This window comes from Geodermatophilus sp. SYSU D00766 (assembly GCF_054049915.1).
In genome coordinates, this window is record NZ_JBJGYI010000034.1 from 22,946 (window position 1) to 47,146 (window position 24,201).

Here is a 24,201-nt window from a genome sequence, read left to right on the forward strand (position 1 = left end):
CCGGTGAGCGTCACCCCCATCCGGCTGCTCGGCGACCCGGTCCTGCACCGGCCCGCGGCGCCCGTCGTCGACTTCGACGCCGAGCTGCGGCGGCTGGTCACCGACCTGACCGAGACCATGCACGCCGCCGGGGGAGCGGGCCTGGCCGCGCCGCAGATCGGCGTCGGCCTGCGGGTGTTCACCTGGTACGTCGACGGCGAGGTCGGCCACCTGGTCAACCCCTCGCTCGACCTGGTCGGCGACGAGACGGAGGAGGCGCCCGAGGGCTGCCTGTCCATCCCCGGGTACCGCTTCGACTGCCGCCGCCACCTGCACGTGGTCGCCACCGGCTGGAACCAGCACGGCGACCCGGTCCGCGTCGAGGGCTCGGACCTGCTCGCCCGCGCGGTGCAGCACGAGGTCGACCACCTCGACGGCGTCGTGTTCGTCGACCGGCTCGACCCCGGGGCCCGCGCCGCCGCCCTCGCCGCGCTGGCCGAGGCCGAGTGGAGGGACATGGCCGCCTGGGTCCCGCGGGTGGAGGTGAGCCCCCACTGAGGCTGCTCTTCGCCGGGACGCCCGAGGCGGCCGTCCCCTCCCTCGACGCGCTGCTCGCCTCCGGCCACGAGGTCGCCGCCGTCCTCACCCGGCCTGACGCCCGCTCCGGCCGCGGCCGGACGGTGAGCCGCTCCCCGGTCGCCGAGCGCGCCGACGCCGCCGGCCTGCCGGTGCTGCAGCCCCGCTCGCCGCGCGAGCCGGAGTTCCTCGCGCAGCTGGCCGACCTCGCCGTCGACTGCGCGCCGGTGGTCGCCTACGGCGCGCTGGTGCCGCCGGCCGCCCTCGACCTGCCCCGGCACGGGTGGGTCAACCTGCACTTCTCGCTGCTGCCGGCCTGGCGGGGCGCCGCGCCCGTGCAGCACGCGGTCATGGCCGGGGACGAGGTCACCGGCGCCTGCACCTTCCGCCTCGAGCAGGGCCTCGACACCGGGCCGGTGTTCGGCGTGGTCACCGAGCCGATCGGCCCGCGCGACACCGCCGGTGACCTGCTCGGCCGGCTCGCCGTCAGCGGCGCCCGGCTGCTGGTGGCCACCCTCGACGGCATCGAGGCCGGCACCCTGCAGGCGCGCCCGCAGCCGGCCGACGGCGTCAGCCTGGCCCCGCGGATCGAGACCGCCGACGCCGAGGTCGACTGGGGCCTGCCGGCGCACGTCGTCGACCGGCGGGTGCGCGGGGTGACCCCGGCGCCGGGCGCGTGGACCACCTGGCGCGGCGACCGGCTCCGGCTCGGTCCGGTGGAGCCGCTGCCGGACGCGCCCGCACCGGCGCCGGGCGAGGTGGCGGTGGACCGGGGCGGCGTCGTCGTCGGCACCGGCCGCGGCGCCGTGCGGCTCGGCGAGGTGCAGCCGGCCGGCAAGCGGGTGCAGCCGGCCGCCGACTGGGCGCGCGGCGCCCGCCCGCGGCCGGGGGAGCGGTTCGGGACGTGAGCGGCCCGCCCCGGCGCCCGGCCGGTCCCCGCGGCGGCCGGCGCGACCGCCGCCCGCCCCGCCGGGCACCCCTCGACGGCGCCCGGCTCACCGCCTACGACGTCCTCGACGGCGTCTCCGCGCGGGAGGCCTACGCCAACCTGCTGCTGCCCCAGCTGCTGCGCGAGCGCGACCTCGAGCCCCGCGACGCCGCCTTCGCCACCCAGCTCGCCTACGGCGCGCTGCGCGCGCAGGGCACCCTCGACGCCGTCCTCGCCGGGCTGGTCGACCGCCCGCTCGACGAGCTCGACCGCCGGCTGCTCGACCTGCTGCGCCTGGGCGCCTACCAGCTGCTCGACCTGCGGGTGCCCGCGCACGCCGCCGTCGCCACCACCGTCGACCTCGTCCGCGCGATCGTCGGGTCCGGCGCGTCCGGGCTGGCCAACGCCGTCCTGCGCAAGGTGGCCGCCGGCGGCGACCGGGCCGCGTGGCTGGCGCGGCTGGACGCCGACGGCGACCGGCGCCTGGGCCTGGCCACCGACCACCCGCAGTGGATCGTGGCCGCCTGGCGCGAGGCCCTCGGCGGCAGTGACGAGGCCGGGGACGCCGAGCTCGAGGACGCCCTGCTCGCCGACGACGCCGCCCCCGAGGTGCACCTGGTCGCCCGCCACGTGGCCCGGGACGCGCTCGCGGCGGAGTCCGGGGGAACGCCGGGCCCGTGGTCGCCGTACGCGGTGCGCCTCGGCGGGGGCGACCCCGGGCGGCTGCCGTCGGTGCGCGCCGGCACGGCCGCGGTGCAGGACGAGGGCAGCCAGCTCGCCGCGCTGCTGCTCGCCCGCGCCCCGCTGGAGGGTCCCGACGCGCGCTGGCTGGACGTCTGCGCCGGCCCCGGCGGCAAGGCGGGGCTGCTGGCCGCCGTCCGCCCGGCCGGGGTGCACCTCACCGCCGCCGACCGCGCGCCGCACCGCGCCGAGCTGGTCCGCGGCGCCCTGGCCGGCGAGGACGACGTCGAGGTGCTCGTGGCCGACGGGCGGGAGCCGCCGTGGGCGCCGGGCTCCTTCGACCGGGTGCTGCTGGACGCGCCGTGCACCGGGCTGGGCGCACTGCGCCGCCGCCCGGAGGTGCGCTGGCGGCGCACGCCCGGCGACGTCGGCCCGCTGGTCGACCTGCAGACGGCGCTGCTGGACGCGGCGCTGGCCTCCGTGCGGCCCGGCGGGGTGGTCGCCTACGTGACCTGCTCGCCGCACGCCGCCGAGACCGTCGCGGTCGCCGACGCCGCGGCCGCGCGCGACGACGTCGAGGTGCTCCCGGTGGCGCCGCTGTTCCCCGGGGTGCCCGGGGTCGAGCGCGGCCGGTACGGGCAGCTGTGGCCGCACCGGCACGGCACGGACGCGATGTTCCTGGCCCTGCTCCGCCGCACCCGCTGACCGCGCCGGCGGGGGTGTCGCGCGCCGCCGTCGTCGCCTAGCGTGCCCCGCCGTGTCCGCACCCTCCAGCACCTGGCTCCCCGACGACTTCGCCCACCCCCTCCGGGCCGACCTGCCCACCGGCCAGCACCTGCGGCCGATGGGCCCGGCCGACACCGAGATCGACTTCCCGGCCGTCATGGGCTCGCGCGAGCGGCTGTGGGGGATCTACGGCGAGGCGTGGGGCTGGCCGCCGGCGCACATGACCCCCGAGCAGGACCGCGAGGACCTGGCCCACCACGAGCGCGAGATCGAGGCGCACGAGAGCTTCCTCTACGGCCTGTTCGAGGAGGACGAGGCCGAGCTGCTCGGCTGCCTGTACATCGACCCGCCGACCAAGGCCGGCGACGCCGACGCCGAGGTCTCCTGGTGGGTCGTCGACCGGCTGGTCGGCAGCGAGGTCGAGGCGGCGCTGGACGCGTTCGTGCCGCGCTGGCTGGCCGCCGACTGGCCGCTGCGGGCACCCCGGTACGTCGGCCGGGACCTCACCTGGGCGGAGTGGGTGGCGCTGCCCGACCGGGACCGGGCCCCCGCCTGAGTGCGGAACGGCCCCCCGGCGTGCGCCGGGGGGCCGTCCGTCCTGCTGCGGGTCAGTTCACCCGCACCTGCATGAACCCGTCGTGCGCGCTGGTGCTCACCACGGTGATCCGGGTGCCGGTCCTCGGCACGTCCACGCCGCTCCAGCCGTTGGCGTCGGGCTGCTCACCCGGGGCCACGTACCAGTCCTGCGTGTCGTCGAAGGTCGGCACGGCGGGCAGCCCGCCGTAGCTGCCGGCCACCCCGGTGTCCGGGTCGTGCAGCGTGATCCGGTCGGTCGCCTGCCGCCCGAAGGTGGCGTCGTGCGACTGGATCCGCGGCCGCCAGCTCTCACCGGCGGCGGCGTCGGCCTCGTCGTCGGTCGGCTCGTACAGCAGCCCCGGGTGGGCGTCGACCGGCAGGATCAGCCCGGCACCCGGGTGGGCGCCGACGTTGTTGTCCGCGTACTGGGTGTTCCAGTAGCTGATCAGCAGGCCGTCCTGGTACGGCAGCCGCTCGGCCCAGTCCGGGTGCTCCGGGTCGCCGAAGTTGTACGGCCCGGTGCGCAGGCCGGCGTCGTAGCCGGTGTAGGCCCGGTTCTCGGCGATGTAGGCGTTGAAGAACGACTGCGTCGCCGTGCCGGTGGAGACGGTGAACCCGTCGAGGGCCCAGTCGGTCACCGCGGTGCCGTCGACCGCGACCGCGTCCACCTGCAGGCCCGGCTCGGTGGCCGCGCCGTCGGTCCAGTAGCGGAAGCCCACCTGGGCACCGGCCGGGACGCCGGCCAGCGAGGCGGACAGGTCGACCCACTGGCCGCCGGTGCTGCCGGTGATGCCCTGACCGGCGTTCTGGCCGTTGGGGTCGGTGGACGTCGACCGGTTCGTCGGCAGCGAGGTGAACGTCTTCCCGCCGTCGGTGGTGTAGACGGCGTAGGCGTAGTCCCAGTCCTGCTCGATCTGGTACTCCACCTTCGCGGTGAGCGTCGCGGCACCGGCGGGCAGCGCGGTCAGCATCGTGTTGTCGAGGTCGTCACCGGCGCCCGAGTACCAGAAGTCCGGGCCCTCGAACGGCGTGCCGATGGTCGTGGTGACCTCGCGGTCGGGCAGCACGACGACCAGCGCCTGCGCCTGCTTGGTGGTCGCCGTGGCCGGGCCGAGCTTCACGTTGGCCGTGGTCCCCGACCGCACCACCTGGGGGTCCAGCCAGCCCAGCTGGATCTTCTCCCACGCGCCCATGTGGGTGGGCCGGGTGCCGATGCCGTCGGCGGGCTCGCCGCTGTTGCCGTAGGAGCCCGAGGACATCAGCGTCCAGAACGCGGTGCTGTTCTCCGCGCCGCCGCTGTTGCCGGAGGTGTCGTAGAGGTCGGGCAGGCCGAGGTCGTGGCCGAACTCGTGGGCGAAGACGCCGACGCCGCCGTTCTCCGGCTCGATCGTGTAGTCCCCGATCCAGAACCGCGACCCGCCGACCCGGGTGCCGCCGAGCGGGTTCACCTCGCCGTCGACGGTCGGGCCGCCGGCCCCGACGCGGGTGGTCTGGTTGTACCAGCGGTGGCTCCAGATGGCGTCGGCACCGAGGACGCCGCCGCCGACCTCCTCGCCCATGCCCGCGTGCACGGCCTGGAAGTGGTCGATGTAGCCGTCGGGCTCGTCGAACTCGCCGTCGCCGTCGTGGTCGTAGCGGTCCCAGACGTCGAACTGCGCGAGGTACCCGTCGATCTCCTCGGCCGTCCGGCCCGCCGCCAGCTGGTCGGCGTACCAGGTGTTCACCGACTCGTTGACGAACTCCCACGGACGCCGGCCGTCGCCGCCCTCGCCGTAGTAGGACGCCGGGTGGTCGTCGACGGTGACCCAGTCCTCGACCTCGCCGGTCACGGTGTAGCGGCCCGAGGACAGCTCCTCGTAGTAGTTCGCGACGGAGTTCACGCCGGCGGCCGACGAGTAGAGCATCTCGTCGTAGTGGGCCTGCGAGAAGTCCTGCGCCCAGATGGTGGTGTTGTCCACGCTGCGGTCCGGCTGCGGGATCGCGTTGTGCGACAGGTCGCCGAACTCGCCGAGCACGGTCCAGATCGCGTCGCTGTCCTCCTGGGCCAGCTCGACGTACTGGCCGCGCGCGACCTCGACCACCCTGTTGTCCCCGGACGGCGTGGCCTCGCCGGAGAGGACCTCCTCGAGGGCCTGCTCGCGCAGCTCGCGCTGCTTGTCGCCGAGCGGGTGGGGCAGGTCGTGCGCCCGGGCGGGGGCCGCGCCGGGGTCCGCCGGAGGTGGTGCCGCGCTCGCGGTCGCGGGCAGGGCCACGACCAGCGCGGCACCCACGACCAGGGGCAGAGCTCTCTTCGTCAAACCGTCTCCCTTGTCGGACGAGGGCCGCCGACCGCCGGTGGGGAACCACCGAGGGTCACGCTCGGGCAGCCCGGGCTGACGCTAGGTAGCGGAGGGAGACATGTCGACAGACCGTGACCAAGCCGTAACAAACGAGACGGCGCGGTCCGTTGACGGGGTCCGACCGGGCCCGGCGGGCCGGTGATCGGCCCGCACCTAGACTCGGACGGCGTGGCCCGGACCCCGATGATCGCCCCCAGCCTGCTGTCCGCGGACTTCGCCCGGCTGGCCGACGAGGTGGCCCGCGTGGCCGACGCCGACTGGCTGCACGTCGACGTCATGGACGCCCACTTCGTGCCCAACCTGACCCTGGGCGGCCCGGTGGTCGAGGCCATCGCGCGGGTCAGCCCCGTCCCGCTGGACTGCCACCTGATGATCGAGGCGCCCGAGCGCTGGGCCCCCGGCTACGCCGAGCTCGGCGCCCGCAACGTCACCGTGCACGCCGAGGCCTGCACCGGGGACCCGCGCGACGTCGCCCGCGACCTGCGTGCCGCCGGCGCCCTGGCCGGCCTGGCGATCAAGCCCGGCACCCCGCTGGAGCGCTACGAGGACGTCCTGCGCGAGTTCGACACGCTGCTGGTCATGACCGTCGAGCCCGGCTTCGGCGGGCAGGCGTTCATCGCCGAGGTGCTGCCCAAGGTCCGCCGCGCCCGCGAGCTGGTCGACACCGGCCACCTCACGCTGCTGGTCGAGGTCGACGGCGGCGTCAACGCCGACACCATCGAGCAGGCCGCCGAGGCGGGCGCCGACGTCTTCGTCGCGGGCTCGGCCGTCTACGGCGCCGACGACCCCGCCCGCGCCATCGCCGGGCTCCGGGCGCAGGCGGCCGCGGCCGTCGCCGGGTGAGCGTGACCCCGGTCGAGTCGGCCGCCATGAGCCGGGCGCGCGAGCTCGGCGCGTCCGTCCTCGGCACCACCAGCCCCAACCCCGCCGTCGGCGCCGTCGTCCTCGACGCGGCCGGCGCGGTGGTGGGGGAGGGCGCCACCTCCCCGCCCGGCGGACCGCACGCCGAGGTGCGCGCGCTGGCGCAGGCCGGCGAGCGGGCCCGCGGCGGCACCGCCGTCGTCACCCTCGAGCCGTGCGCGCACACCGGCCGCACCGGCCCCTGCGCCGACGCGCTGCTGGCCGCCGGTGTGGCCCGCGTCGTCGTCGCGGTGCCCGAGCCCACGCAGCTCGCGGTCGGCGGCGCGCAGCGGCTGCGCGCCGGAGGGGTCGACGTCGAGCTCGGCGTCGAGCGGCAGGCCGCGGAGGAGGGCGCGCTGGCCGCGTGGCTGACCGGCGTCCGCGAGGGCCGGCCGTTCGTCGTCTGGAAGGCCGGCGCCACCCTCGACGGGCGGGTCGCCGCGGCCGACGGCACCAGCCGCTGGATCACCGGGCCGGTCGCCCGCGCCGCGGTGCACGCGCTGCGCGCCACCTGCGACGCCGTCGTCGTCGGGTCGGGCACCGCCCTGGCCGACGACCCGCAGCTCACCGTCCGCGACGCCGAGGGCCGCGACCTGCCCCGGCAGCCGCTGCGCGTGGTGCACGACCGGCGCGGCCGGCTGCCGGCGACCGCCCGGGTCCTCGACGGCGCCGCGCCGACCCTGGTCAGCCGCGCCGCCGGGCCGGCCGAGCTGCTCGCCGAGCTGTTCGACCGCGACGTCCGGCGGGTGCTGCTCGAGGGCGGCCCCACGCTGGCCGCCGCGTTCCTGCGCGCCGGGCTGGTCGACGAGGCCGTCGTCCACCTCGCGCCCAAGCTGCTCGGCGCCGGTCCCTCGCTGGTGGGGGACCTGGGAATCACGACGGTCGGCGCGGCGCTGGACCTGCGCGTGCGGGACGTCACCGTCCTGGGCGAGGACGTGCAGGTGCGCCTGCGGCCCACCCGGCACACTGGTGTCGGGCGTCAGGCGGACGGAGAGGACTGAGGTGTTCACAGGCATCGTCGAGGAGGTCGGCACCCTCGTCGTGCGCGAGGACCTCGGCGGACCCCGGGGCGACGCCGCGGTGCTGCGCATCCGCGCCCGCCGCGTGCTCGAGGACGTCTCCCTCGGCGACTCCATCGCGGTCAACGGCGTCTGCCTCACCGTCACCGGCGTCGAGCCCGACGGCGACGGCGCCGCCGTGTGGTCCACCGACGTCATGGCCGAGACGCTGCGGCGCAGCAGCCTCGGCGGGCTCGCCGGCGGTGACCCGGTCAACCTCGAGCGGGCGGTCAGCGCCACCACCCGCCTGGGCGGGCACATCGTCCAGGGCCACGTCGACGGCGTCGGCACGGTGCTCTCGCGCACGCCCGGGGAGCACTGGGACGTCGTGCGCGTGGCCGTGCCTCGGCAGCTGGCCCGCTACGTCGTGGAGAAGGGCTCGATCACCGTCGACGGCGTCTCGCTCACGGTCAGCGCGCTCAGCGCCGCCGACGACCCCGAGCCGTGGTTCGAGGTGAGCCTCATCCCCGCCACCCTGCGCGAGACCACGCTGGGCGGCCGCGCCCCGGGGGACCCGGTCAACCTGGAGGTCGACGTGATCGCCAAGTACGTGGAACGCCTGCTGGGAGCACGCCGATGACCGGAACGGTCCGCCTGGACACCGTCGAGAGCGCGATCGCCGCGGTCAAGGACGGCCGCCCCGTCGTCGTCATCGACGACGAGGACCGCGAGAACGAGGGCGACCTCATCTTCGCCTCCGAGCTCGCCACCCCCGAGCTCGTGGCGTTCATGGTCCGCTACACCTCGGGCTACATCTGCGTCTCGGTGACCGAGGCCGACGCCGACCGGCTCGACCTCCCGCCGATGTTCCGGGTCAACCAGGACCGCCGCGGCACCGCCTACACCGTCACCGTGGACGCCCGCGAGGGCGTGACCACCGGCATCTCCGCCGCCGACCGCGCGCACACCATCCGGCTGCTCGCCGACGCCCAGACCTCCTCGGCCGACCTCGCCCGGCCCGGGCACATCGTGCCGCTGCGCGCGAAGGACGGCGGCGTGCTGCGCCGGCCCGGGCACACCGAGGCCGCCGTCGACCTCGCCGTGCTCGCCGGGCTGCGGCCCTCGGGCACGCTGTGCGAGCTGGTCAGCGAGAAGGACCCGACCGGCATGGCCCGCGCCGAGGAGCTGCGGGTCTTCGCCGACGAGCACGACCTGTGCCTGATCTCCATCGCCGACCTCATCGCCTACCGCAAGCGCTTCGACAAGCTCGTCGAGCGGGTCGCCGAGGCCACCGTGCCGCTGGGGCCGGGCACCTTCACCGCCGTCGGCTACCGCAGCTCCTACGACGACCGCGAGCACGTCGCCTTCGTCTACGGCGACGTCGGCGACGGCGAGGACGTGCTGGTGCGGGTGCACTCCGAGTGCCTCACCGGCGACGTCTTCGGCTCGCTGCGCTGCGACTGCGGCCCCCAGCTGCAGGCGGCGCTGGCCGCCGTCGCCCAGGAGGGCCGCGGGGTCGTGCTCTACATCCGCGGGCACGAGGGCCGGGGCATCGGCCTGCTGCACAAGCTGCAGGCCTACCAGCTGCAGGACGCCGGCGTGGACACCGTCGACGCCAACCTCGACCTGGGGCTGCCCGCCGACGCCCGCGACTACGGCACCGGCGCGCAGATCCTCGTCGACCTCGGCGTGCACACCATGCGGCTGCTGACCAACAACCCGGCCAAGCGCGCCGGCCTCGAGGGCTACGGCCTGAAGATCACCGGCCGGGTGCCGCTGCCCAGCCACGTGACCGCGGAGAACCTGTCCTACCTGCGCACCAAGCGCGACCGGATGGGGCACCTGCTCGACATCATCGAGCCCGAGACCGAGTCCGGCCCGGCCGACGTCCCGGTCGCCGGCCCGGCCCCGGGCCCGGTCGCGAGCCCGGCCACCGTCCCGGGCACCGACGTGCCGCTGGGGCAGCAGGAGCAGCGGCTGTGAGCGGTCAGGGCCGGCCCGAGGCGGGAGCGGTCGACGCCGCCGGGCTCTCCCTCGGCATCGTCGCCACCACCTGGCACGCCGAGATCACCGACAGCCTGCTCGCCCGCGCCGTCGCGGCCGCCCGCGCCAGCGGGGTCCCCGAGCCGACCGTCGTCCGCGCGCCCGGTGCCGTGGAGCTGCCCGTCGTCGCCCAGGCACTCGCCGAGCGGCACGACGCCGTCGTCGCCCTCGGGGTCGTCATCCGCGGCGGCACGCCGCACTTCGAGTACGTCTGCGACGCGGTCACCGCGGGCCTGACCCGGGTCGCGCTCGACGCCGGCCGGCCGGTCGGCAACGGCGTGCTGACCTGCGACACCGAGCAGCAGGCCCGCGACCGCGCCGGGCTGCCCGGCTCGGCCGAGGACAAGGGCTGGGAGGCCGCGGTCGCCGCGCTGGCCACCGCGCTCACCCTCCGCGACCTGCGCGGGCCGCGGCACACCACCGGCTTCCAGGTCACCCCGGCCGCCGGGCAGGGGCGGGCGTGAAGACGTTCGACGCGCTGTTCGACGAGCTGTCGGCGAAGGTCGCCGCCGGCGACCCCGCCTCGGGCACCGTCACCGCCGTCCGCGACGGCGTGCACGCCGCCGGGAAGAAGGTGGTCGAGGAGGCCGCGGAGTCCTGGATGGCCGCCGAGCACGAGGGCCCCGAGCGGACGGCGGAGGAGATCAGCCAGCTGCTCTACCGGGTGCAGGTCCTCATGCTCGCCCGCGGGCTGACCCTCGCCGACGTCTACACCCACCTGTAACCGCACCCCCGAACCTCCCAGGAGTCCCGTCGTGCTGCGTGTCGCCGTGCCCAACAAGGGCGTCCTCAGCGAGCCCGCGGCCGCGATGCTCGCCGAGAGCGGCTACCGCCAGCGGCGCAGCACCAAGGACCTCGCCGTCTACGACCCCGACAGCGACACCGAGTTCTTCTACCTGCGCCCGCGCGACATCGCCGTCTACGTCGCATCCGGCACCCTCGACGTCGGCATCACCGGCCGCGACATGCTGCTGGAGACCACCCCGGCCGACGGCGAGGGCCCGGCCGCGGTCGAGGTGATGCCGCTGGGGTTCGGCCGGTCCTCCTTCCGGTTCGCCAGCCCCGTCGAGTCCGGCATCGACTCCGTCGAGCAGCTCGCCGGCCGGCGCATCGCCACCGCCTACCCGGTGCTGCTGCAGCACCACCTGCAGGAGCAGGGCATCAAGGCCGGCGTGGTCCGGCTCGACGGCGCGGTGGAGACCGCCTGCCGGCTCGGGGTGGCCGACGCGGTCTGCGACGTCGTCGAGACCGGGACGACGCTGCGCGCCGCGGGCCTGCGGATCATCGGCGAGCCGCTGCTGACCAGCGAGGCGGTGCTCGTCGGCCGCGAGGGCGCCGAGGAGGTCCCCGCCGTCGCCCAGCTGCGCCGCCGGCTGCGCGGGGTGCTGGTCGCCCGGCAGTACGTGATGCTCGACTACGACTGCCCCAACGAGCTGCTCGAGCGCGCCACCGCGCTCACCCCGGGCCTCGAGGGGCCGACGGTCAGCCCGCTGCAGACGCCGGACTGGTCGGCGGTGCGGGCGATGGTGCGGCAGAGCGACACCAACCGGGTCATGGACGAGCTCTGGGAGCTGGGCGCGCGCGCCATCCTGGTCACCAGCATCCACGCCTGCCGCTTGTGAGGTGCCGCCGCGCACCCCTGGTCCTGGCGGCCGCGCTGCTCGCGGCCGGCTGCGCCGACCGGGGGAGCGGGCCGACCGGACCGGGCGCGGCGACCCGGCCGCCGGCCGACGAGCTGCTCGTCGAGGTCGACCCGGGCGACGGGGCGGCCGCCGCGCGGTACACGCTCACCTGCGGGGACGCCCCCGGCGGGGACCACCCCGACCCGGCGGCGGCCTGCGCGCACCTGGCCGGCCTCGAGGACCCGTTCGCGCCGCTGCCCGACGACCTGGCCTGCACCGAGGTCTACGGCGGGCCGCAGACCGCCCGCGTCACCGGCACCTGGGGCGGCGTCCCGGTCGACCTCGATCTGTCGCGGACCGACGGCTGCCGGATCGCGCAGTGGGACGCCCTGGGCCCGCTGCTGCCCGGTCCGGTCGGCGCCGGCGACCCGCTGCCGGACTGAGGGCGCCCCGGCCGCGATGAGTTCCGGCCGGGCGGTGGGTCCCTCCTGGTGACCCTCGCCGGACGCCGTCCGGCACGAGACCCCCGGAGGGCACCGTGACGACCACCCCGGACCACCCGACCACCGGCCTGCCCGGCCGCCCGCCCGTCGTCGACCGGGCCACCTGGCAGGCCGCCCGCGACGAGCTGCTGGTCCGCGAGAAGGCCCACACCCGCGAGGGCGACGCGATCGCCGCGGCCCGCCGCCGGCTGCCGATGGTCGAGGTCGAGGCGACCGTCGAGGTCACCGGACCCGGCGGCCCGGTCCCGTTCCTCGACCTGTTCCAGGGCCGCGACGAGCTCGTCGTCTACCACTCGATGTGGTACGACGGCACGCCGCACCAGGGGCAGTGCGAGGGCTGCACCTTCAACCTCTGGCACCTCCGGGACGCCGTCTACCTCAACGCCCGCGGCGTCTCCTCCGCCGTCCTGACCTCGGGGGCGTGGGACGAGGTGGCCCCGTACGTCGAGTTCATGGGCTACACCCAGCCCTGGTACTCGGTGCGGGGCGTGGAGGAGCGGATCGCCACGGAGGAGGGGCACCTCGTCTGCTACCTGCGCGACGGCGACCGGGCCTTCCTCACCTACTCCACCACCGGCCGGGGCAACGAGCCGGCCGACGGGACCCTCGGCCTGCTCGACATGACGCCCTACGGCCGCCGCGAGGGGTGGGAGGACGTCCCCGAGGGCTGGCCCGAGCCGCCCCGGGTCGGCTCACCGGTCGGCGGGCACGGCGCGCCGATCTGCTGGTACTGGCGCTCCGACGCCGACGGGAACGCCACCTGGGGTCCCACCAGCCGCCCCGTGCCGCAGTGGACCCGCCCCGGCGCGACTCCCGAGCAGACCCTCGGCCGCCACGGCGGGCACGGCTGAGGCGGCCGGTGCCCGCACGCGACGGCGGCCCCCTCCCCGGGTGGGGAGGGGGCCGCCGTCGTCGGTGCCGGTGGGGTCAGCGCACCCGCGTGGTGCGGTCGACCAGGTCGATCGCGGTGCACAGGCCCAGCGCCATGGCCCGGCCACTGGTCGAGCCGGTGGCCAGCAGGCCCTCGATCGCCGGGCCCAGCGGCCGCTCGCCGACCAGGCCCTGCAGGACCGCGGCGTACTCGCCGCTGACCCGCCCGGCCGCCGCGTGGCGCAGCAGCGCCCGCGACAGCTCGGTCGTGCGGCCGGCGGCCAGGGAGTAGACGCCGGCGGCGAACCGCTCGGCGGCCGGGTGCCCGAGCAGCACCAGGCCGGCCATGGTGCCGGCCATGACGTCGTCGCCGGCCGGGGTCAGGCCGGGGCCGAGACCCACCAGCCGGGCCGCGGTGCGCAGCGCCGCGTCGAGGTCGGCGCGGCGGACCGCGCCGCGCAGCGCGGCCAGCGGCCCGCCGGGACCGGCGGGCAGGCCGGGCAGGGTGAAGGCGCTGTGCGGCACGCCCTCGCCGTAGAGGGTGGTGCGCAGCTGGCGCACGCCCTCGGGCAGCAGGGCCGGCCGCGGGCTGGGCAGCCGGGGCCGCGGGTCCCACCACGCCGCGGCGCGCACCACCAGGTCGCCGACGACGATGCGGCCGCCGCCCACCTCGGCGGGGGCGCCGCTGGGCAGCGAGACCAGCGGGCGGCCGTTGCTCGGCCGGAACAGCACGCAGCCCAGCGGCAGCCGGGCGGCGTCGCTGGTCAGCACGCCGACGACGTCGCTGCCGCGGTCGGTGGGGACCTGCAGGTAGACCGCCGCCGGGGCGCTCATCAGCACGCGGGCCGGGCGCACCGGACCGCGCAGCAGGTCGGCCACCCCGGTGCTGGCCGAGGACGGGACGGCGGAGGCGGGGCGGGCCGGCGACGCCGTCCGCAGCGTCTCCTGGACCGATGCGCGCGGGAGCGGGATCAGGGGGACACCGGCGCGGGCCGCGCGTCCCCGTTCCGTGCCGGCGCCGCCGGTGGTGTGGTCGATGGTGCGCATCCGCTTCGTCCTTCCCCGTCGGGACAATGGGAGCGACCCTCCGCTCGAGTCCTCCCACGGAGCCGGTCCCACCGCCGGAGGCGGGAGGGCACCGGGATCGGTGACCGCCTACCATCCAGCGGACGGGTACTGGCCGGCTTCGAAGCTAAGCGGCGAGTCGCACGTCCTCGTATGGCGAATGTGGCCAAGAATGGGGGGTGCCGTCCAGGCACACCTGCCAGGTTCCAGCAACTCGAGAACACCATCGGGCCACTAGGAGGGCGAGTCGTGACGCAGGGTGAGGTCTCGATGGCCTCCGGGTCCTACCCCACCGCACCGATGTCGTTCCCGCGCGGATGGCAGTCCGCCGGGGCGGCGCGGGCGGCGACCCCGCGGCACGAGTGGCGCGACCGCGTCGGCCTGCGGCTCGACGAGGCCCTGCGGCTGCCCCGCCTCACCGGGACCGAGGTCGTCACCGGCCGCTCGGGCCTGGACCGGGTGGTGCGGCACATGGTGGTCGACGACCCTGCGGTCCCGCTGGCCACCGCTGGTCCCGACGTCGTCGTCGTCCTCGGCGCCCGGCTGCCCCCGGCCGACGCCGCCGACGCCCGGGCGCTGGTCGACCGGCTCGACCAGGCCGGCACCGCGGCGCTGGCCTACCGCCGGACCGAGGGGCCGCCGGCCGTGCCCGCCGAGGTGCTCACCGAGGCCGAGCGCCGCGGGTTGCCGGTGCTCGCGCTGCCGCCGACCGTGCGCATGGACGAGGCGGTGTCGGAGGTGCTCGGCGCGGTCGTGCGCAAGCAGGGCGAGGCGCTCACCCTCTCCGCCCGCATGCACGACCAGTTCATCGACGTCGCGCTCAGCGGCGGCGGCCTGGCCGAGGTCACCGACCGGCTGGCCACCTACCTGGAGGGCGCTGCGGTGCTGGGGCTGGGCCCCGACCGCGAGATCGTCACCAGCGCCGGGCCGCCGGAGGACGTCATCGAGATCAGCGACTGGCTGTGGCTGCTCGACGCCGAGGCCGAGGACGAGCTGGCGATGATGGCGCCGGCCAACCGCCTGTCGGGCGTGCGCGCCGACCAGACCGTCGTCACCCCCGCCGACGTGCTCGCCGACGCCGACCTGTCCCCGGCCGACGGCATCCTGCTCGTCCCGGGCCACCACGAGCTGCCCGGCGGGGTGGGGGAGTACGCCGTCGCGCCGATCATGGCCGGCGAGCAGCGGCACGGCTGGCTGGTGGCGGTGCACCGCACCGGGCAGATGGTGGTCGGCGCCGGGGGTGTCCTCGAGCGGGCCGCCGTCGTCTCGGCGCTGTCGGTCATCCGGCAGCAGGCCGTGCACTCGGTGGAGCTGCGGTTCCAGGGCGACCTGGTCCGCCGGCTGGTCGCCGGGTCGCTGCGGCACACCGAGCGCGCGCTGGCCCAGACCCGGTCCTTCGGCTGGCGCCTCGACGGCCCGGTCGTGGTGCTGGTGACGGCCACCGAGACCGCCGCCGACCCCGCCGCCGACCCCACCCGCGCCCTCGACGTCCTCGACCGGCTCGCCGACGGCTGGCGGGCCGCACTGGAGTCGGAGGTCTCCGGGGCCGCGGTGGCGGGGCTGTTCACCGAGATCGTCACGGTGCTGCCGCTCGACGGCCGCACGCCCGAGGAGATCACCGCGCTGGTCACCGCGGTCACCAGCCGGGTCAACGCCCGGGTCCGGCGGGTGGGCCGGGTGCTGGCCACCGGCATCGGCCGCCCGGCGGGGTCGCTGTCGGCGCTGGGGGAGGCCTACCAGCAGGCGCAGCGGGCGCTCGGCGTCGGCCAGGAGATCCACGGCCCGGCCACCGTCACCCACTTCGACCAGCTCGGCGTGTTCCGGCTGCTGTCGCTCATCCCCGACAGCACCGAGCTGCGCAGCTACGTCGACGAGGTGCTCGGCTCGCTCGCCGACGCCGCCGACCCCGACTCCGCCGACCTGCGCGAGACGCTGCGGGTGCTGCTGGAGACCAACCTCAACGTCGCCGAGTCCGCCCGCCGGCTGCACTTCCACTACAACACGATGCGCTACCGCATCGGCAAGCTCGAGCGGCTGCTGGGGCCCTTCACCACCGACCCGACGCTGCGGCTGAACCTGCTGCTGGCGCTGCACGCGGCCCGGATGCGCGGCCTCGACCAGCCGCACCGGCCGCCGGTCGACGCCGGCCTGCTCCCGCCCGACGACGGCTTCGACGCCCTCGTCTAGGCGCTGTCCTGCGGATCTCGCCCGTCCCCGGGCGCCCGTCCGTGGCGGCGGATCCAGGGACGGGCTGCTGACGGACGACGTGCGGAGACGCGCACGTCCCGGCCTCGTGACCGCCCCTCGGCGCACACCGTCCGGCCCCGGGTGCACGGAGTTCCGTCGACGCGCCCGATCCGGAGGTGGGGCGTTCCCGCGGGAACGCCTCCGTCCCTCGGTGCACCCGGCTCCCCGAGTGGACCCTGCGCTGCGACACTCCTGCAGATGACGACCCCGATCGGCTCCGAGGCGCAGCGCCGCAACCCGGCACTCGAGCCGCTGGCGCCGCTCCTGGGCGACTGGCGCACGACCGGGACGCACCCCCTCGTGCCGGGGACGACCTTCCACGGCCGCACGTCCTTCGCCTGGCACGAGGGCGGCGCCTTCGTGGTGGTGCGCTCGGAGATGGACGAGCCGGAGGTCCCCAGCGCCGTGGCGGTGATCGGCTCGGACGACGCCGCCGGCACCCTCACGATGATGTACGCCGACGAGCGGGGCGTCTCCCGCCGGTACACCGTCGAGGCGGGCGACGGCGAGGTGTCGTGGCACCGCGACGAGGCGGGCTTCGCCCAGCGCATGGTGCTCACCGTCTCCGGCGACGGCAGCCGACTCGACGGGAGGGGGACCATGTCGCACGACGGCGGCCCCTGGGAGGACGACCTGCAGCTGTCCTACGAGCGCATCGACCCGTAGGAGGACGCCACGCTCAGCCGGTCCGCAGGACGGGCCCTGGGCGTCGCGGTCAGCGGGCCGCCAGCCCGACCAGCTCGTCGCTGACGTCCCACAGCTCGCGCGCCCGGGCGGGGTCGCGGCTCTCCGGAGAGGAGGGCGCCTCGACGCCGCGCTCGACGTAGCGGCCGCTGGTCCCGTCCGGACCGGTGACCACCGCCGCGAGCTGGGCGGCGGCCTGCCCGGGCGTCTGCGCCCCCGGGAGCCGCTCGAGCAGCGGGGTCAGCGTGCGGTACACCGCCCGGGCCCAGAGCGGGTAGTCGCGGGCCAGGCCGGTGGCCGGCACCAGGCCGGGGTCGACGGCGACGGCGTCGACGTCGGGGCAGCGGCGGGCCAGCTCCCGGGTGAAGTAGACGGTGGCCAGCTTCGACGTCGCGTAGGCCACCTGACCCGACCCCGGGCGGGGGGTGGCCAGCACCCGCGGCGACTCCCAGCGCGGCCGGGGGTAGGGCCCGGACTTCCGCAGCGTGCCGAAGTGGGTGCCGCTGCTGAGCACCACGACCCGGCCGCCCGGCGCCAGGTGCGGCAGCAGCAGCCGGGTGAGCAGGTGGTTGCCGAGGTGGTTGACCGCGAAGGTGAGCTCGTACCCGTCGGCGGAGGCGGTCCCGGTGCTGCGCACCTGGACGCCGGCGTTGAGCACGAGGACGTCGAGCGGCCCCCGGTCGGTGATCTCGCCGGCGGCCGCGCGGACGGAGGCCAGCGAGGCCAGGTCCAGCTCCACCACGCCCGTCCCCGGGCCGAGGGTGGCGGCCACCTGCCGTCCCCGGGCGACGTCGCGGACGCCGAGCAGCACCCGCCAGCCCGGCGTGGCGGCGAGCAGGCCGGCGGTGACCCGGCCCAGCCCGGAGGTGGCGCCGGTGACCAGTGCGGTGCGGGTCCTGTCCACGACGGCTCCTGCGGTGGGAGAGGAGGATCCGGGACGGCGTCCCGATGTGGGACTCTGTGCCACATCGGGACGACGTGTCAACATGGCGGCGTGACCGAGACCGCCGCGCAGCGCCGGCGCCGCCGCACGCGGGCCGAGGTGACCCGCCGCGCCGTCGCGCTGTTCGCCGCCCAGGGCTACGGCGCCACCAGCACCGAGCAGGTCGCCGCGGCGGCCGACCTCTCGCGCAGCACCCTGTTCCGGCTCTTCGCCGACAAGGAGGACCTGCTCTTCGGGCTCGAGGACGACCTGCTCGCCGCCGCCTCGGCCGCCGTCGCCGACGTGCCGCCGGAGCTGCCGCCGTGGGCGGCGCTGCGGACGGCCGCGGTGCGGATCGCCGAGCAGGTGGCCCCGCTGCGGGACGTGCTGCTGACCCGCGAGCAGGTGGTCGCCACGGTGCCGGCGCTGGCCGCCCGGGCCGCAGCCAAGCACCGGCGGTGGGAGTCGGCGCTGGCCGACGGGCTGACCGCCCGGGGCGTCCCGGCCGGCGACGCGCTGCTGCTGGCCAAGCTGGCGCTCGGGTGCTTCGAGGTGGCGCAGGCCGACTGGCTCACCGGCGCCGCCGGCGACCTGCCCGCGCTGCTCACCGCCGCGCTCGACCGGCTCCCCGGCCTGCTCGAGCTCTGACCGGGGCGCCGACCGGGGAGCCGGCCTGCGAGCCGGCCTGCGGAGCCGGCCGTCGCGCGGCACCATCGCGGGCGTGACGGCGCCGGTGGACGAGCTCATCGACCGCATGCAGCGGCTGCTCGACGGGCTGGCCGCGGAGGGCGATCCCGCGCGGCACTTCCTCGGCACGTACCTGCGCACCACGCAGGCCGTCGGCGCGGCGATCGACGCCGGGCGGTTCGAGGACCCGGACTGGGTCACCGACTGGGACGTCGACTTCGCCGGTCTCTACCTCGACGCCCTCGAGGCGCACCGCCGCGACCCGGCGACCGCGCCGGCGCCGTGGCGGGCGGCGTTCGGGACCGGCGAGGGGACCCGGCCCGAGGGCCACGTGCTGCTGGGCATGAACGCGCACATCAACTACGACCTGCCCCGGTCGCTGGTGCGGGTGATCGGCCCGGCCGACTTCGCCGACCCGCCGCTGCTGGACAGCCGCCGCCGCGACCACGAGTGCATCGACGAGGTCCTCGTCGGCCGGGTGGGCGAGGAGGACCGGGCGCTGGCGGCGGAGGGCAGCCGGCGCACCCTGCTCGACCGCGTCATGGGCGGGGCCAACCGCACCGCCGTCCGCGTTGTGCTGCGGGAGTCGCGGCGCAAGGTGTGGTCCAACACCCTGGCGCTGCACGCGGCGCGGCTGCAGGGCGCCGACGCCTACGCCCGCCGGGAGGCCCAGCTCGAGGCGGTCAGCGCCGCCCGGGTGGCCGACCTGCGTCGGTCCGGGCCGGTGCTGCTGCGGCTGGCCGTCCGCGGCTTCGGCGTCCTCCTGCCGGAGGACTGATCCCCCTATCGTGGAAGCGTGACGACCGGCCCGGGGGCCTCCCCTCCGGAGGTCGGCGCGCCGCCGCAGCGCCCGCGGCTCCGGCTGCGCGGGGTCGACGTGCTGCGCGGGCTCGCCGTCGTCGGGATGCTGCTCGTCGACAACCGCGGCAACGCGGCGATCCCCGACCAGCTCGAGCACGCCGCCTGGGACGGGCTGCGCGTGGCCGACGTCGTCTTCCCCGTCTTCCTGCTGGTCGTGGGCGTGTCGGTGCCCTTCTCGCGGCGGGCCCAGCAGCCGCGGCAGGCGCTGCTCCGGGCGCTGCGGCTGGCCGCCCTCGGCTGGCTGGTCGTCGCCGCGAAGTACTGGTCGCTCACCGCCGGGGTGGGCGTGCTCGGGCACATCGCCGGCGCCTACCTGCTGTGCTGGCTGCTGCTGCGGCTGCCCCGCCCGGCGCAGGTACCCGTCGCCGCGGGGCTGCTGGCCACGCTGAGCGTCCTGACGGTCACCCTCGGCGGCGGGCCGGACCGGTCGTGGGGGCGGACCGTGGACGCCGCGATCGGGGTGTCCTTCTCCGCCGAGGCGCCGCACTCCTACCTCGGCAGCGCCGTCACCGTCTTCCTCGGCGTGCTGGCCGGGCGGGTGCTGGCCTCCGACCCGGGGCGGGCGGCCCTCACCCGGCTGGCCGCGGGCGGCACCGCGCTCGTCGTCGCCGGCCTGGCCCTCGCGCCCCCCGTCGCGCTCAACAAGCGGCTGTGGTCGCCGTCGTTCGTCCTCGTCACCGGCGGGATCGCGCTGTTCGCGCTGGCCGCGCTGCACTGGCTGGTCGACGTGCGCGGCGTCGTCCGCCCCTTCCGGCCGCTGGAGGTGCTCGGGGTCAACGCCGTCGTGGCGTTCGTGTTCTCCGAGATCGTGTTCCGGGCGGTCCTGTCGCACGCGGTCCAGCCCGCGGTCGACGACTGGGTGACCTCGGTCGCCGGCGCGGTCGTGTCCGCCTGGCTCTACCCGGTGCTCTCGATCACGGTCGTGTGGGCGCTGTGCGCCGCGCTGCTGCGCCGCGGGATCGTCGTCCGGGTCTGACCCCGCTCAGTCGCCGTCCGGCGCGGGTGGCGGGCTGCCGCCGATCGGCTCGGGCACGCTGCGCTCGAGCAGCCGGTTCGCGCTCACCAGGGTGATCCCGCGGTCGGCGATCTGCCGCAGCGCCGTCGGCAGCGCCGCCACCTCCAGCTCCCGCCGCTGCGCCAGCGCCACCGCGAAGGCCGCCTCGGGGTCGAAGGTGCCGCGGCCGATGCCGTCGTGCAGGCCCAGGACGTCGCCGGCCTGGACCGTCTGGCCCATGTAGTCCTCGATCTCGGTGACCTCCTTCTTGTCGCCGGGGCCGCGGGTGACCGACCAGATGTAGGTGTCGTAGCCGAGCTCGGCGGCGATGCGCAGCGCGTAGCCGGTGAGCTCCCCGCGCGGGGGCCGGAAGCTGGTGAACGGCTGCCCGAGCAGGGCCTCGATCTCGTCCTTGCAGCGGACCATCTCCTCCTTGGTCTGCTCCTGGGTGAGCGTGGTGAGGTCGCGGTGGGTCCAGGTGTGGTTGCCGATCTCGTGCCCCGCGGCCACCACGTCGCGCAGCACCTCGGGGTGGTGGACGCCGTTCCAGCCCATGACGTTGAACGTCGCGGTCAGCCCCGCCTCGTCCAGCGCGTCGAGGATGCGCGGGGTGTACTCCGGCGTCGGGCCGTCGTCGAAGGTGATCGCGGCGACCGGCTCGGTCACCGTGGTGTTCCAGACGACCCGGCGGGTGCCGAGCCGGGCCACCCCCTCGCCCTCGTCGGCGGCGCCGGCGGCCTCGAAGAAGCGCTTCTCGGCACTCGCGGTCGCCCGGCGCCGCGCGTCGTCGTCGCCGGTGGTGACCAGCGCGGCGCCCGTCGCGCCCACCGCCAGGCCGGCCGCGCCCGCCCCGGCCCCCAGCAGGAACCCTCGCCTCGTCGTCATGGGAACGGTCTAGACCCGGTGGCGGGGCCCTGGGAAGCCGCACTTCCTCGCGCTGCCGGATCACGCCGGCGGCCGCAGGCTGTCCACGGTGCCGCACCCGCGGCGCGGGAGGAGGACCGCATGACCGACGCCGGCCGACCACTGTCCGGGAGGGTCGCCCTGGTCACCGGGGCGTCGTCGGGGATCGGCGAGGCGACGGCGGTCGCGCTCGCCCGGGCCGGTGCCGCCGTCGCGGTCGGCGCCCGCCGCGCCGACCGCCTCGCCGCGCTGGCCGAGCGGCTGCGCGGCGAGGGCGCGCGCGTGCTGGCCCTCGACCTCGACGTCACCGACGAGGCGTCCTGCCGCGACGCCGTCACGCGCACCCGGGCGGACCTCGGCGGCCTCGACGTCCTGGTGAACAACGCCGGCGTGATGCTGCTGGGCACCATCGTCGGCGCCGACGTCGAGGACTGGCGGCGGATGGTCTCGACCAACGTGCTGGGCCTGATGTACACGACGCACGCGGCGATCGACGGCATGCTGGAGCAGGGCTCCGGCGACGTCGTGAACGTCTCCAGCGTGGCCGGGCGCACCGCGCGGAGGGGCGCCGGCGTCTACAACGCCAGCAAGTGGGCGGTGAACGCGTTCAGCGAGTCGCTGCGCCAGGAGGTGACCACCCGCGGGGTGCGCGTCTCGCTGGTCGAGCCGGGGGCGGTGGCCACCGAGCTCACCGACCACATCACCCAGCCCGAGGCGAAGGCGGCCACGCAGCAGATGGTCGGCGGGATGACGCCGCTGCAGGCCGAGGACGTCGCCCGCGCGATCGTCTACGTCGTCAGCCAGCCGCGGCACGTGGCGGTCAACGAGGTCCTCGTCCGGCCCACCGACCAGGAGCGCTGAGCTCCCCGTCCGCCGCGCTACCCGGCCCCGCCGGGCCGGCGGCCCAGGGAGCCGGTGACCGCGTCGGTCCACTCCGGGGCCGCGGCGACGTCAGCAAGCCGCGGCGCGGTGAGGACGACGACGTAGCCGTCCGGGTCGGTCGCCACCAGGTCGCGGGTGAACCAGGGCGTGTCCACCGGTCCCTCGACGGAGCCGCCGGCCGCGGCCGCGTGCCGCCGCAGCCGCGCGGCCCGCTCGTCGAGGTCCTCCTCGCCGGCGGCGAAGCCGACCCGCGGGCCCGGCGTGGGCCGCCCGGGGACCAGCAGCAGGTCCTGGTAGCGCTGCCGGCGCAGGTGGACCAGGGAGTCCGTCCCGCCGGGGCCGGGCAGCGTGGCCAGCACGACGAACCCGAGGGCCTCGTACCAGCGCGTGGTCGCCGCCAGGTCGCTCACCGGGAAGGTGACGAACGCGGGCATGGGGTAGACGTCCCGGTCCACGCCGGGGGCTGCGGTGCCGGTCATGCCCGCGAGCGAAGCGCCTGACGTGGCGTCAGGGTCAACCCCCGGGGACCTGCCCAGGCATTGGAAGCTATCCGCACGTCCGAACGGCCGAGACGTGCGGATAGCTTCCTATGCCGCACTAGTCGGAGAAGACCTCGATCGAGGCGCCCATCTCGACCAGCCGCTCGTAGAGGTGCTCGTAGCCGCGGGCGATGATGTCGACGTTGCGCAGCACCGACGTGCCGCGCGCGGCCAGCATCGCCAGCAGGATGCACACCGCCGGGCGCAGCGCCGGCGGGCAGACCACCTCGGCGCTGCGCCAGCGGGTCGGGCCGGTCACCAGCACCCGGTGGGGGTCCATGAGCCGCACGTCGGCGCCCAGGCGGGTCAGGTCCGACAGGTGGATGGCGCGGTTGTCGTAGACCCAGTCGTGGATGAGCGTCGAGCCGGTGGCCGAGGCGGCGATGACGGCGAAGAACGGCAGGTTGTCGATGTTGAGGCCCGGGAACGGCATCGGGTGGATCTTGTCGATCGGGGCCTTGAGCTGCGAGGGGCGGATGGTGATGTCGGCCAGCCGGGTGTGGCCGTTGTCGGCCAGGTACTCCTCGGAGAGGGAGTGGCGCAGGCCCATCTCGGCCAGCACCGCCAGCTCGATCTCGAGGAACTCCACCGGCGCGCGGCGCACGGTGAGCTCCGAGCCGGTCACGATGCCGGCGGTCAGCAGGCTCATCGCCTCGACCGGGTCCTCGCTGATCGTGTAGTCGACGTCGGCGTCGAGCACCGCTCGGCCGGTCACGGTGAGCGTCGTCGTCCCGAGGCCCTCGACGCCGACGCCGAGCAGCTGCAGGTACAGGCAGAGGTCCTGGACCATGTAGTTGGAGCTGGCGTTGCGGATGACCGTGGTGCCCTCGGTGCGGGCGGCGGCCAGCAGCGCGTTCTCGGTGACGGTGTCGCCGCGCTCGGTCAGCACGATGGTGCGCCGCTCGGTCGCCGTCGGGGCGACGGTGGCCTGGTACTCGCCAGCGTGCGCCTCGATCGCCAGCCCGAAGGGCCGCAGCGCGATCATGTGCGGCTCCACGGTGCGGGTGCCCAGGTCGCAGCCACCGGCGTAGGGCAGCCGGAACTCGCGGGCCCGGTGCAGCAGCGGGCCGAGGAACATGATGATGCTGCGGGTGCGGCGGGCGGCGTCGGCGTCGATGCCGGCCAGGTCCAGCTCGTCGGGGACCTGCAGGGTCAGGTCGCGGCCGGCGGCGTCCCAGGTGGCCGAGACCCCGATGGAGCGCAGCACGTCGAGGATGCGGTCCACCTCGACGATGCGGGCGACGTTGCGCAGCGTCGTCCGGCCGCGGTTGAGCAGCGCGGCGCACAGCAGCGCCACCGCGGCGTTCTTCGACGACTTCACCGTCACGCTGCCGCGCAGCGGGGTGCCGCCGGTGACCCGCAGGTGCGTGGGGCCGGCCGGGCCCACGCTGATCAGCGCGCTCTCCAGCGCCTCGGACAGCCGGCCGAGCAGGTCCAGGGTGAGGTTCTGGCCGCCCTGCTCGATGCGGGCGACGGCGCTCTGGCTGGTGCCGAGGCGCTCGGCGAGCTGCTGCTGGGTCAGGCCACGGTGCCGGCGGGCGTCGCGCACCAGCGCGCCGATCCGCACGGCGGCGCCGCTGGCGGGGGGCAGGGCGGACGAGGGGGCCGTCGTCTCGGCCGGGAACTCGGTCGCGGTCACGGGAGGCCACGGTATCTCGTAGGTGAGATGCACCGGC

The 24,201-nt window shown here is 76.2% G+C and carries 25 protein-coding genes; 19 read left to right on the forward strand and 6 right to left on the reverse strand.

Translation table 11 applies throughout. The annotated features are described in order from the left end of the window. Positions 1-3 precede the first annotated feature (3 nt). Genes def through ACI8AD_RS19880 form a run of 4 tightly spaced genes read left to right on the forward strand, consistent with a single transcriptional unit; the run spans position 4 to position 3,446 of the window. The gene (def, locus tag ACI8AD_RS19865; protein WP_456872249.1) at positions 4-537 is read left to right on the forward strand and encodes a peptide deformylase; all 534 of its coding nucleotides are present in this window, start codon (positions 4-6) and stop codon (positions 535-537) included. Continuing rightward, on the forward strand, positions 486-1,463 hold the full coding sequence (fmt, locus tag ACI8AD_RS19870; RefSeq protein WP_456872250.1) for a methionyl-tRNA formyltransferase: 978 nt from the start codon (positions 486-488) through the stop codon (positions 1,461-1,463). The genes def and fmt overlap by 52 nt, the downstream gene beginning before the upstream one ends. After that, positions 1,460-2,869, forward strand: coding sequence for an RsmB/NOP family class I SAM-dependent RNA methyltransferase (locus tag ACI8AD_RS19875; protein ID WP_456872251.1), 1,410 nt, complete (start codon positions 1,460-1,462; stop codon positions 2,867-2,869). The genes fmt and ACI8AD_RS19875 overlap by 4 nt, the downstream gene beginning before the upstream one ends. A gap of 52 nt (positions 2,870-2,921) precedes the next feature. Further along, a complete protein-coding gene (locus tag ACI8AD_RS19880) occupies positions 2,922-3,446 on the forward strand; it encodes a hypothetical protein (RefSeq protein WP_456872252.1) in 525 nt (174 codons plus the stop codon). 52 nt (positions 3,447-3,498) lie between these two features. On the opposite strand, the gene ACI8AD_RS19885 is transcribed toward ACI8AD_RS19880, so the two are convergent. Next, a complete protein-coding gene (locus tag ACI8AD_RS19885) occupies positions 3,499-5,763 on the reverse strand; it encodes an immune inhibitor A domain-containing protein (RefSeq protein ID WP_456872253.1) in 2,265 nt (754 codons plus the stop codon). A gap of 210 nt (positions 5,764-5,973) precedes the next feature. On the opposite strand from ACI8AD_RS19885, the gene rpe reads away from it, so the two are divergent. From rpe to ACI8AD_RS19930, 9 genes are all read left to right on the forward strand, one after another. Beyond that, on the forward strand, positions 5,974-6,648 hold the full coding sequence (rpe, locus tag ACI8AD_RS19890) for a ribulose-phosphate 3-epimerase (protein ID WP_456872254.1): 675 nt from the start codon (positions 5,974-5,976) through the stop codon (positions 6,646-6,648). Further along, on the forward strand, positions 6,645-7,706 hold the full coding sequence (gene ribD / locus ACI8AD_RS19895; protein WP_456872255.1) for a bifunctional diaminohydroxyphosphoribosylaminopyrimidine deaminase/5-amino-6-(5-phosphoribosylamino)uracil reductase RibD: 1,062 nt from the start codon (positions 6,645-6,647) through the stop codon (positions 7,704-7,706). The genes rpe and ribD overlap by 4 nt, the downstream gene beginning before the upstream one ends. A gap of 1 nt (position 7,707) precedes the next feature. Next, complete coding sequence (locus tag ACI8AD_RS19900) at positions 7,708-8,343, forward strand: riboflavin synthase (RefSeq protein ID WP_456872256.1); 636 nt, start codon at positions 7,708-7,710, stop codon at positions 8,341-8,343. Continuing rightward, entirely contained in the window at positions 8,340-9,686 is a 1,347-nt protein-coding gene (locus ACI8AD_RS19905) for a bifunctional 3,4-dihydroxy-2-butanone-4-phosphate synthase/GTP cyclohydrolase II (protein ID WP_456872257.1), read from the forward strand. Before ACI8AD_RS19900 ends, ACI8AD_RS19905 begins: the two co-directional genes overlap by 4 nt. Then, positions 9,683-10,210: a 6,7-dimethyl-8-ribityllumazine synthase gene (ribH, locus tag ACI8AD_RS19910; protein WP_456872258.1), complete on the forward strand. Its 528-nt coding sequence runs from the start codon at positions 9,683-9,685 to the stop codon at positions 10,208-10,210. Before ACI8AD_RS19905 ends, ribH begins: the two co-directional genes overlap by 4 nt. Then, complete coding sequence (locus tag ACI8AD_RS19915; RefSeq protein ID WP_456872259.1) at positions 10,207-10,470, forward strand: phosphoribosyl-ATP diphosphatase; 264 nt, start codon at positions 10,207-10,209, stop codon at positions 10,468-10,470. The genes ribH and ACI8AD_RS19915 overlap by 4 nt, the downstream gene beginning before the upstream one ends. A gap of 31 nt (positions 10,471-10,501) precedes the next feature. Continuing rightward, positions 10,502-11,368, forward strand: a complete 867-nt coding sequence (hisG, locus tag ACI8AD_RS19920; RefSeq protein ID WP_456872260.1) for an ATP phosphoribosyltransferase — start codon at positions 10,502-10,504, stop codon at positions 11,366-11,368. After that, positions 11,365-11,811 carry an SSI family serine proteinase inhibitor gene (locus tag ACI8AD_RS19925; RefSeq protein WP_456872261.1) on the forward strand — a complete coding sequence of 149 codons (447 nt, stop codon included), beginning with the start codon at positions 11,365-11,367 and terminating at the stop codon, positions 11,809-11,811. The genes hisG and ACI8AD_RS19925 overlap by 4 nt, the downstream gene beginning before the upstream one ends. Before the next feature lie 95 nt (positions 11,812-11,906). Continuing rightward, positions 11,907-12,722, forward strand: coding sequence for a DUF899 family protein (locus ACI8AD_RS19930; RefSeq protein WP_456872262.1), 816 nt, complete (start codon positions 11,907-11,909; stop codon positions 12,720-12,722). A gap of 76 nt (positions 12,723-12,798) precedes the next feature. Here the strand turns inward: ACI8AD_RS19930 and ACI8AD_RS19935 are convergent, their stop codons facing one another. Continuing rightward, a complete protein-coding gene (locus ACI8AD_RS19935) occupies positions 12,799-13,788 on the reverse strand; it encodes a DUF2877 domain-containing protein (RefSeq protein ID WP_456872263.1) in 990 nt (329 codons plus the stop codon). Between the two features lie 267 nt (positions 13,789-14,055). Between ACI8AD_RS19935 and ACI8AD_RS19940 the strand changes: the two genes are divergently transcribed. After that, complete coding sequence (locus tag ACI8AD_RS19940; RefSeq protein ID WP_456872264.1) at positions 14,056-15,993, forward strand: PucR family transcriptional regulator; 1,938 nt, start codon at positions 14,056-14,058, stop codon at positions 15,991-15,993. Between the two features lie 258 nt (positions 15,994-16,251). Further along, positions 16,252-16,719, forward strand: coding sequence for a hypothetical protein (locus tag ACI8AD_RS19945; RefSeq protein WP_456872265.1), 468 nt, complete (start codon positions 16,252-16,254; stop codon positions 16,717-16,719). Between the two features lie 49 nt (positions 16,720-16,768). Here the strand turns inward: ACI8AD_RS19945 and ACI8AD_RS19950 are convergent, their stop codons facing one another. After that, a complete protein-coding gene (locus ACI8AD_RS19950; protein ID WP_456872266.1) occupies positions 16,769-17,641 on the reverse strand; it encodes an SDR family NAD(P)-dependent oxidoreductase in 873 nt (290 codons plus the stop codon). Positions 17,642-17,731: 90 nt separating this feature from the next. On the opposite strand from ACI8AD_RS19950, the gene ACI8AD_RS19955 reads away from it, so the two are divergent. From ACI8AD_RS19955 to ACI8AD_RS19965, 3 genes are all read left to right on the forward strand, one after another. Beyond that, positions 17,732-18,307: a TetR/AcrR family transcriptional regulator gene (locus ACI8AD_RS19955; RefSeq protein WP_456872267.1), complete on the forward strand. Its 576-nt coding sequence runs from the start codon at positions 17,732-17,734 to the stop codon at positions 18,305-18,307. 73 nt (positions 18,308-18,380) lie between these two features. Beyond that, complete coding sequence (locus ACI8AD_RS19960; RefSeq protein ID WP_456872268.1) at positions 18,381-19,124, forward strand: DUF5995 family protein; 744 nt, start codon at positions 18,381-18,383, stop codon at positions 19,122-19,124. 18 nt (positions 19,125-19,142) lie between these two features. Continuing rightward, positions 19,143-20,183: a heparan-alpha-glucosaminide N-acetyltransferase domain-containing protein gene (locus ACI8AD_RS19965; protein WP_456872269.1), complete on the forward strand. Its 1,041-nt coding sequence runs from the start codon at positions 19,143-19,145 to the stop codon at positions 20,181-20,183. A gap of 6 nt (positions 20,184-20,189) precedes the next feature. On the opposite strand, the gene ACI8AD_RS19970 is transcribed toward ACI8AD_RS19965, so the two are convergent. Continuing rightward, on the reverse strand, positions 20,190-21,086 hold the full coding sequence (locus ACI8AD_RS19970) for a polysaccharide deacetylase family protein (protein WP_456872270.1): 897 nt from the start codon (positions 21,084-21,086) through the stop codon (positions 20,190-20,192). Between the two features lie 120 nt (positions 21,087-21,206). Between ACI8AD_RS19970 and ACI8AD_RS19975 the strand changes: the two genes are divergently transcribed. Next, entirely contained in the window at positions 21,207-21,965 is a 759-nt protein-coding gene (locus tag ACI8AD_RS19975) for an SDR family NAD(P)-dependent oxidoreductase (protein ID WP_456872271.1), read from the forward strand. Between the two features lie 17 nt (positions 21,966-21,982). On the opposite strand, the gene ACI8AD_RS19980 is transcribed toward ACI8AD_RS19975, so the two are convergent. Further along, positions 21,983-22,465, reverse strand: coding sequence for a VOC family protein (locus ACI8AD_RS19980; RefSeq protein WP_456872272.1), 483 nt, complete (start codon positions 22,463-22,465; stop codon positions 21,983-21,985). Between the two features lie 118 nt (positions 22,466-22,583). After that, positions 22,584-24,164, reverse strand: a complete 1,581-nt coding sequence (locus ACI8AD_RS19985) for a helix-turn-helix domain-containing protein (RefSeq protein WP_456872273.1) — start codon at positions 24,162-24,164, stop codon at positions 22,584-22,586. Positions 24,165-24,201 lie beyond the last annotated feature (37 nt).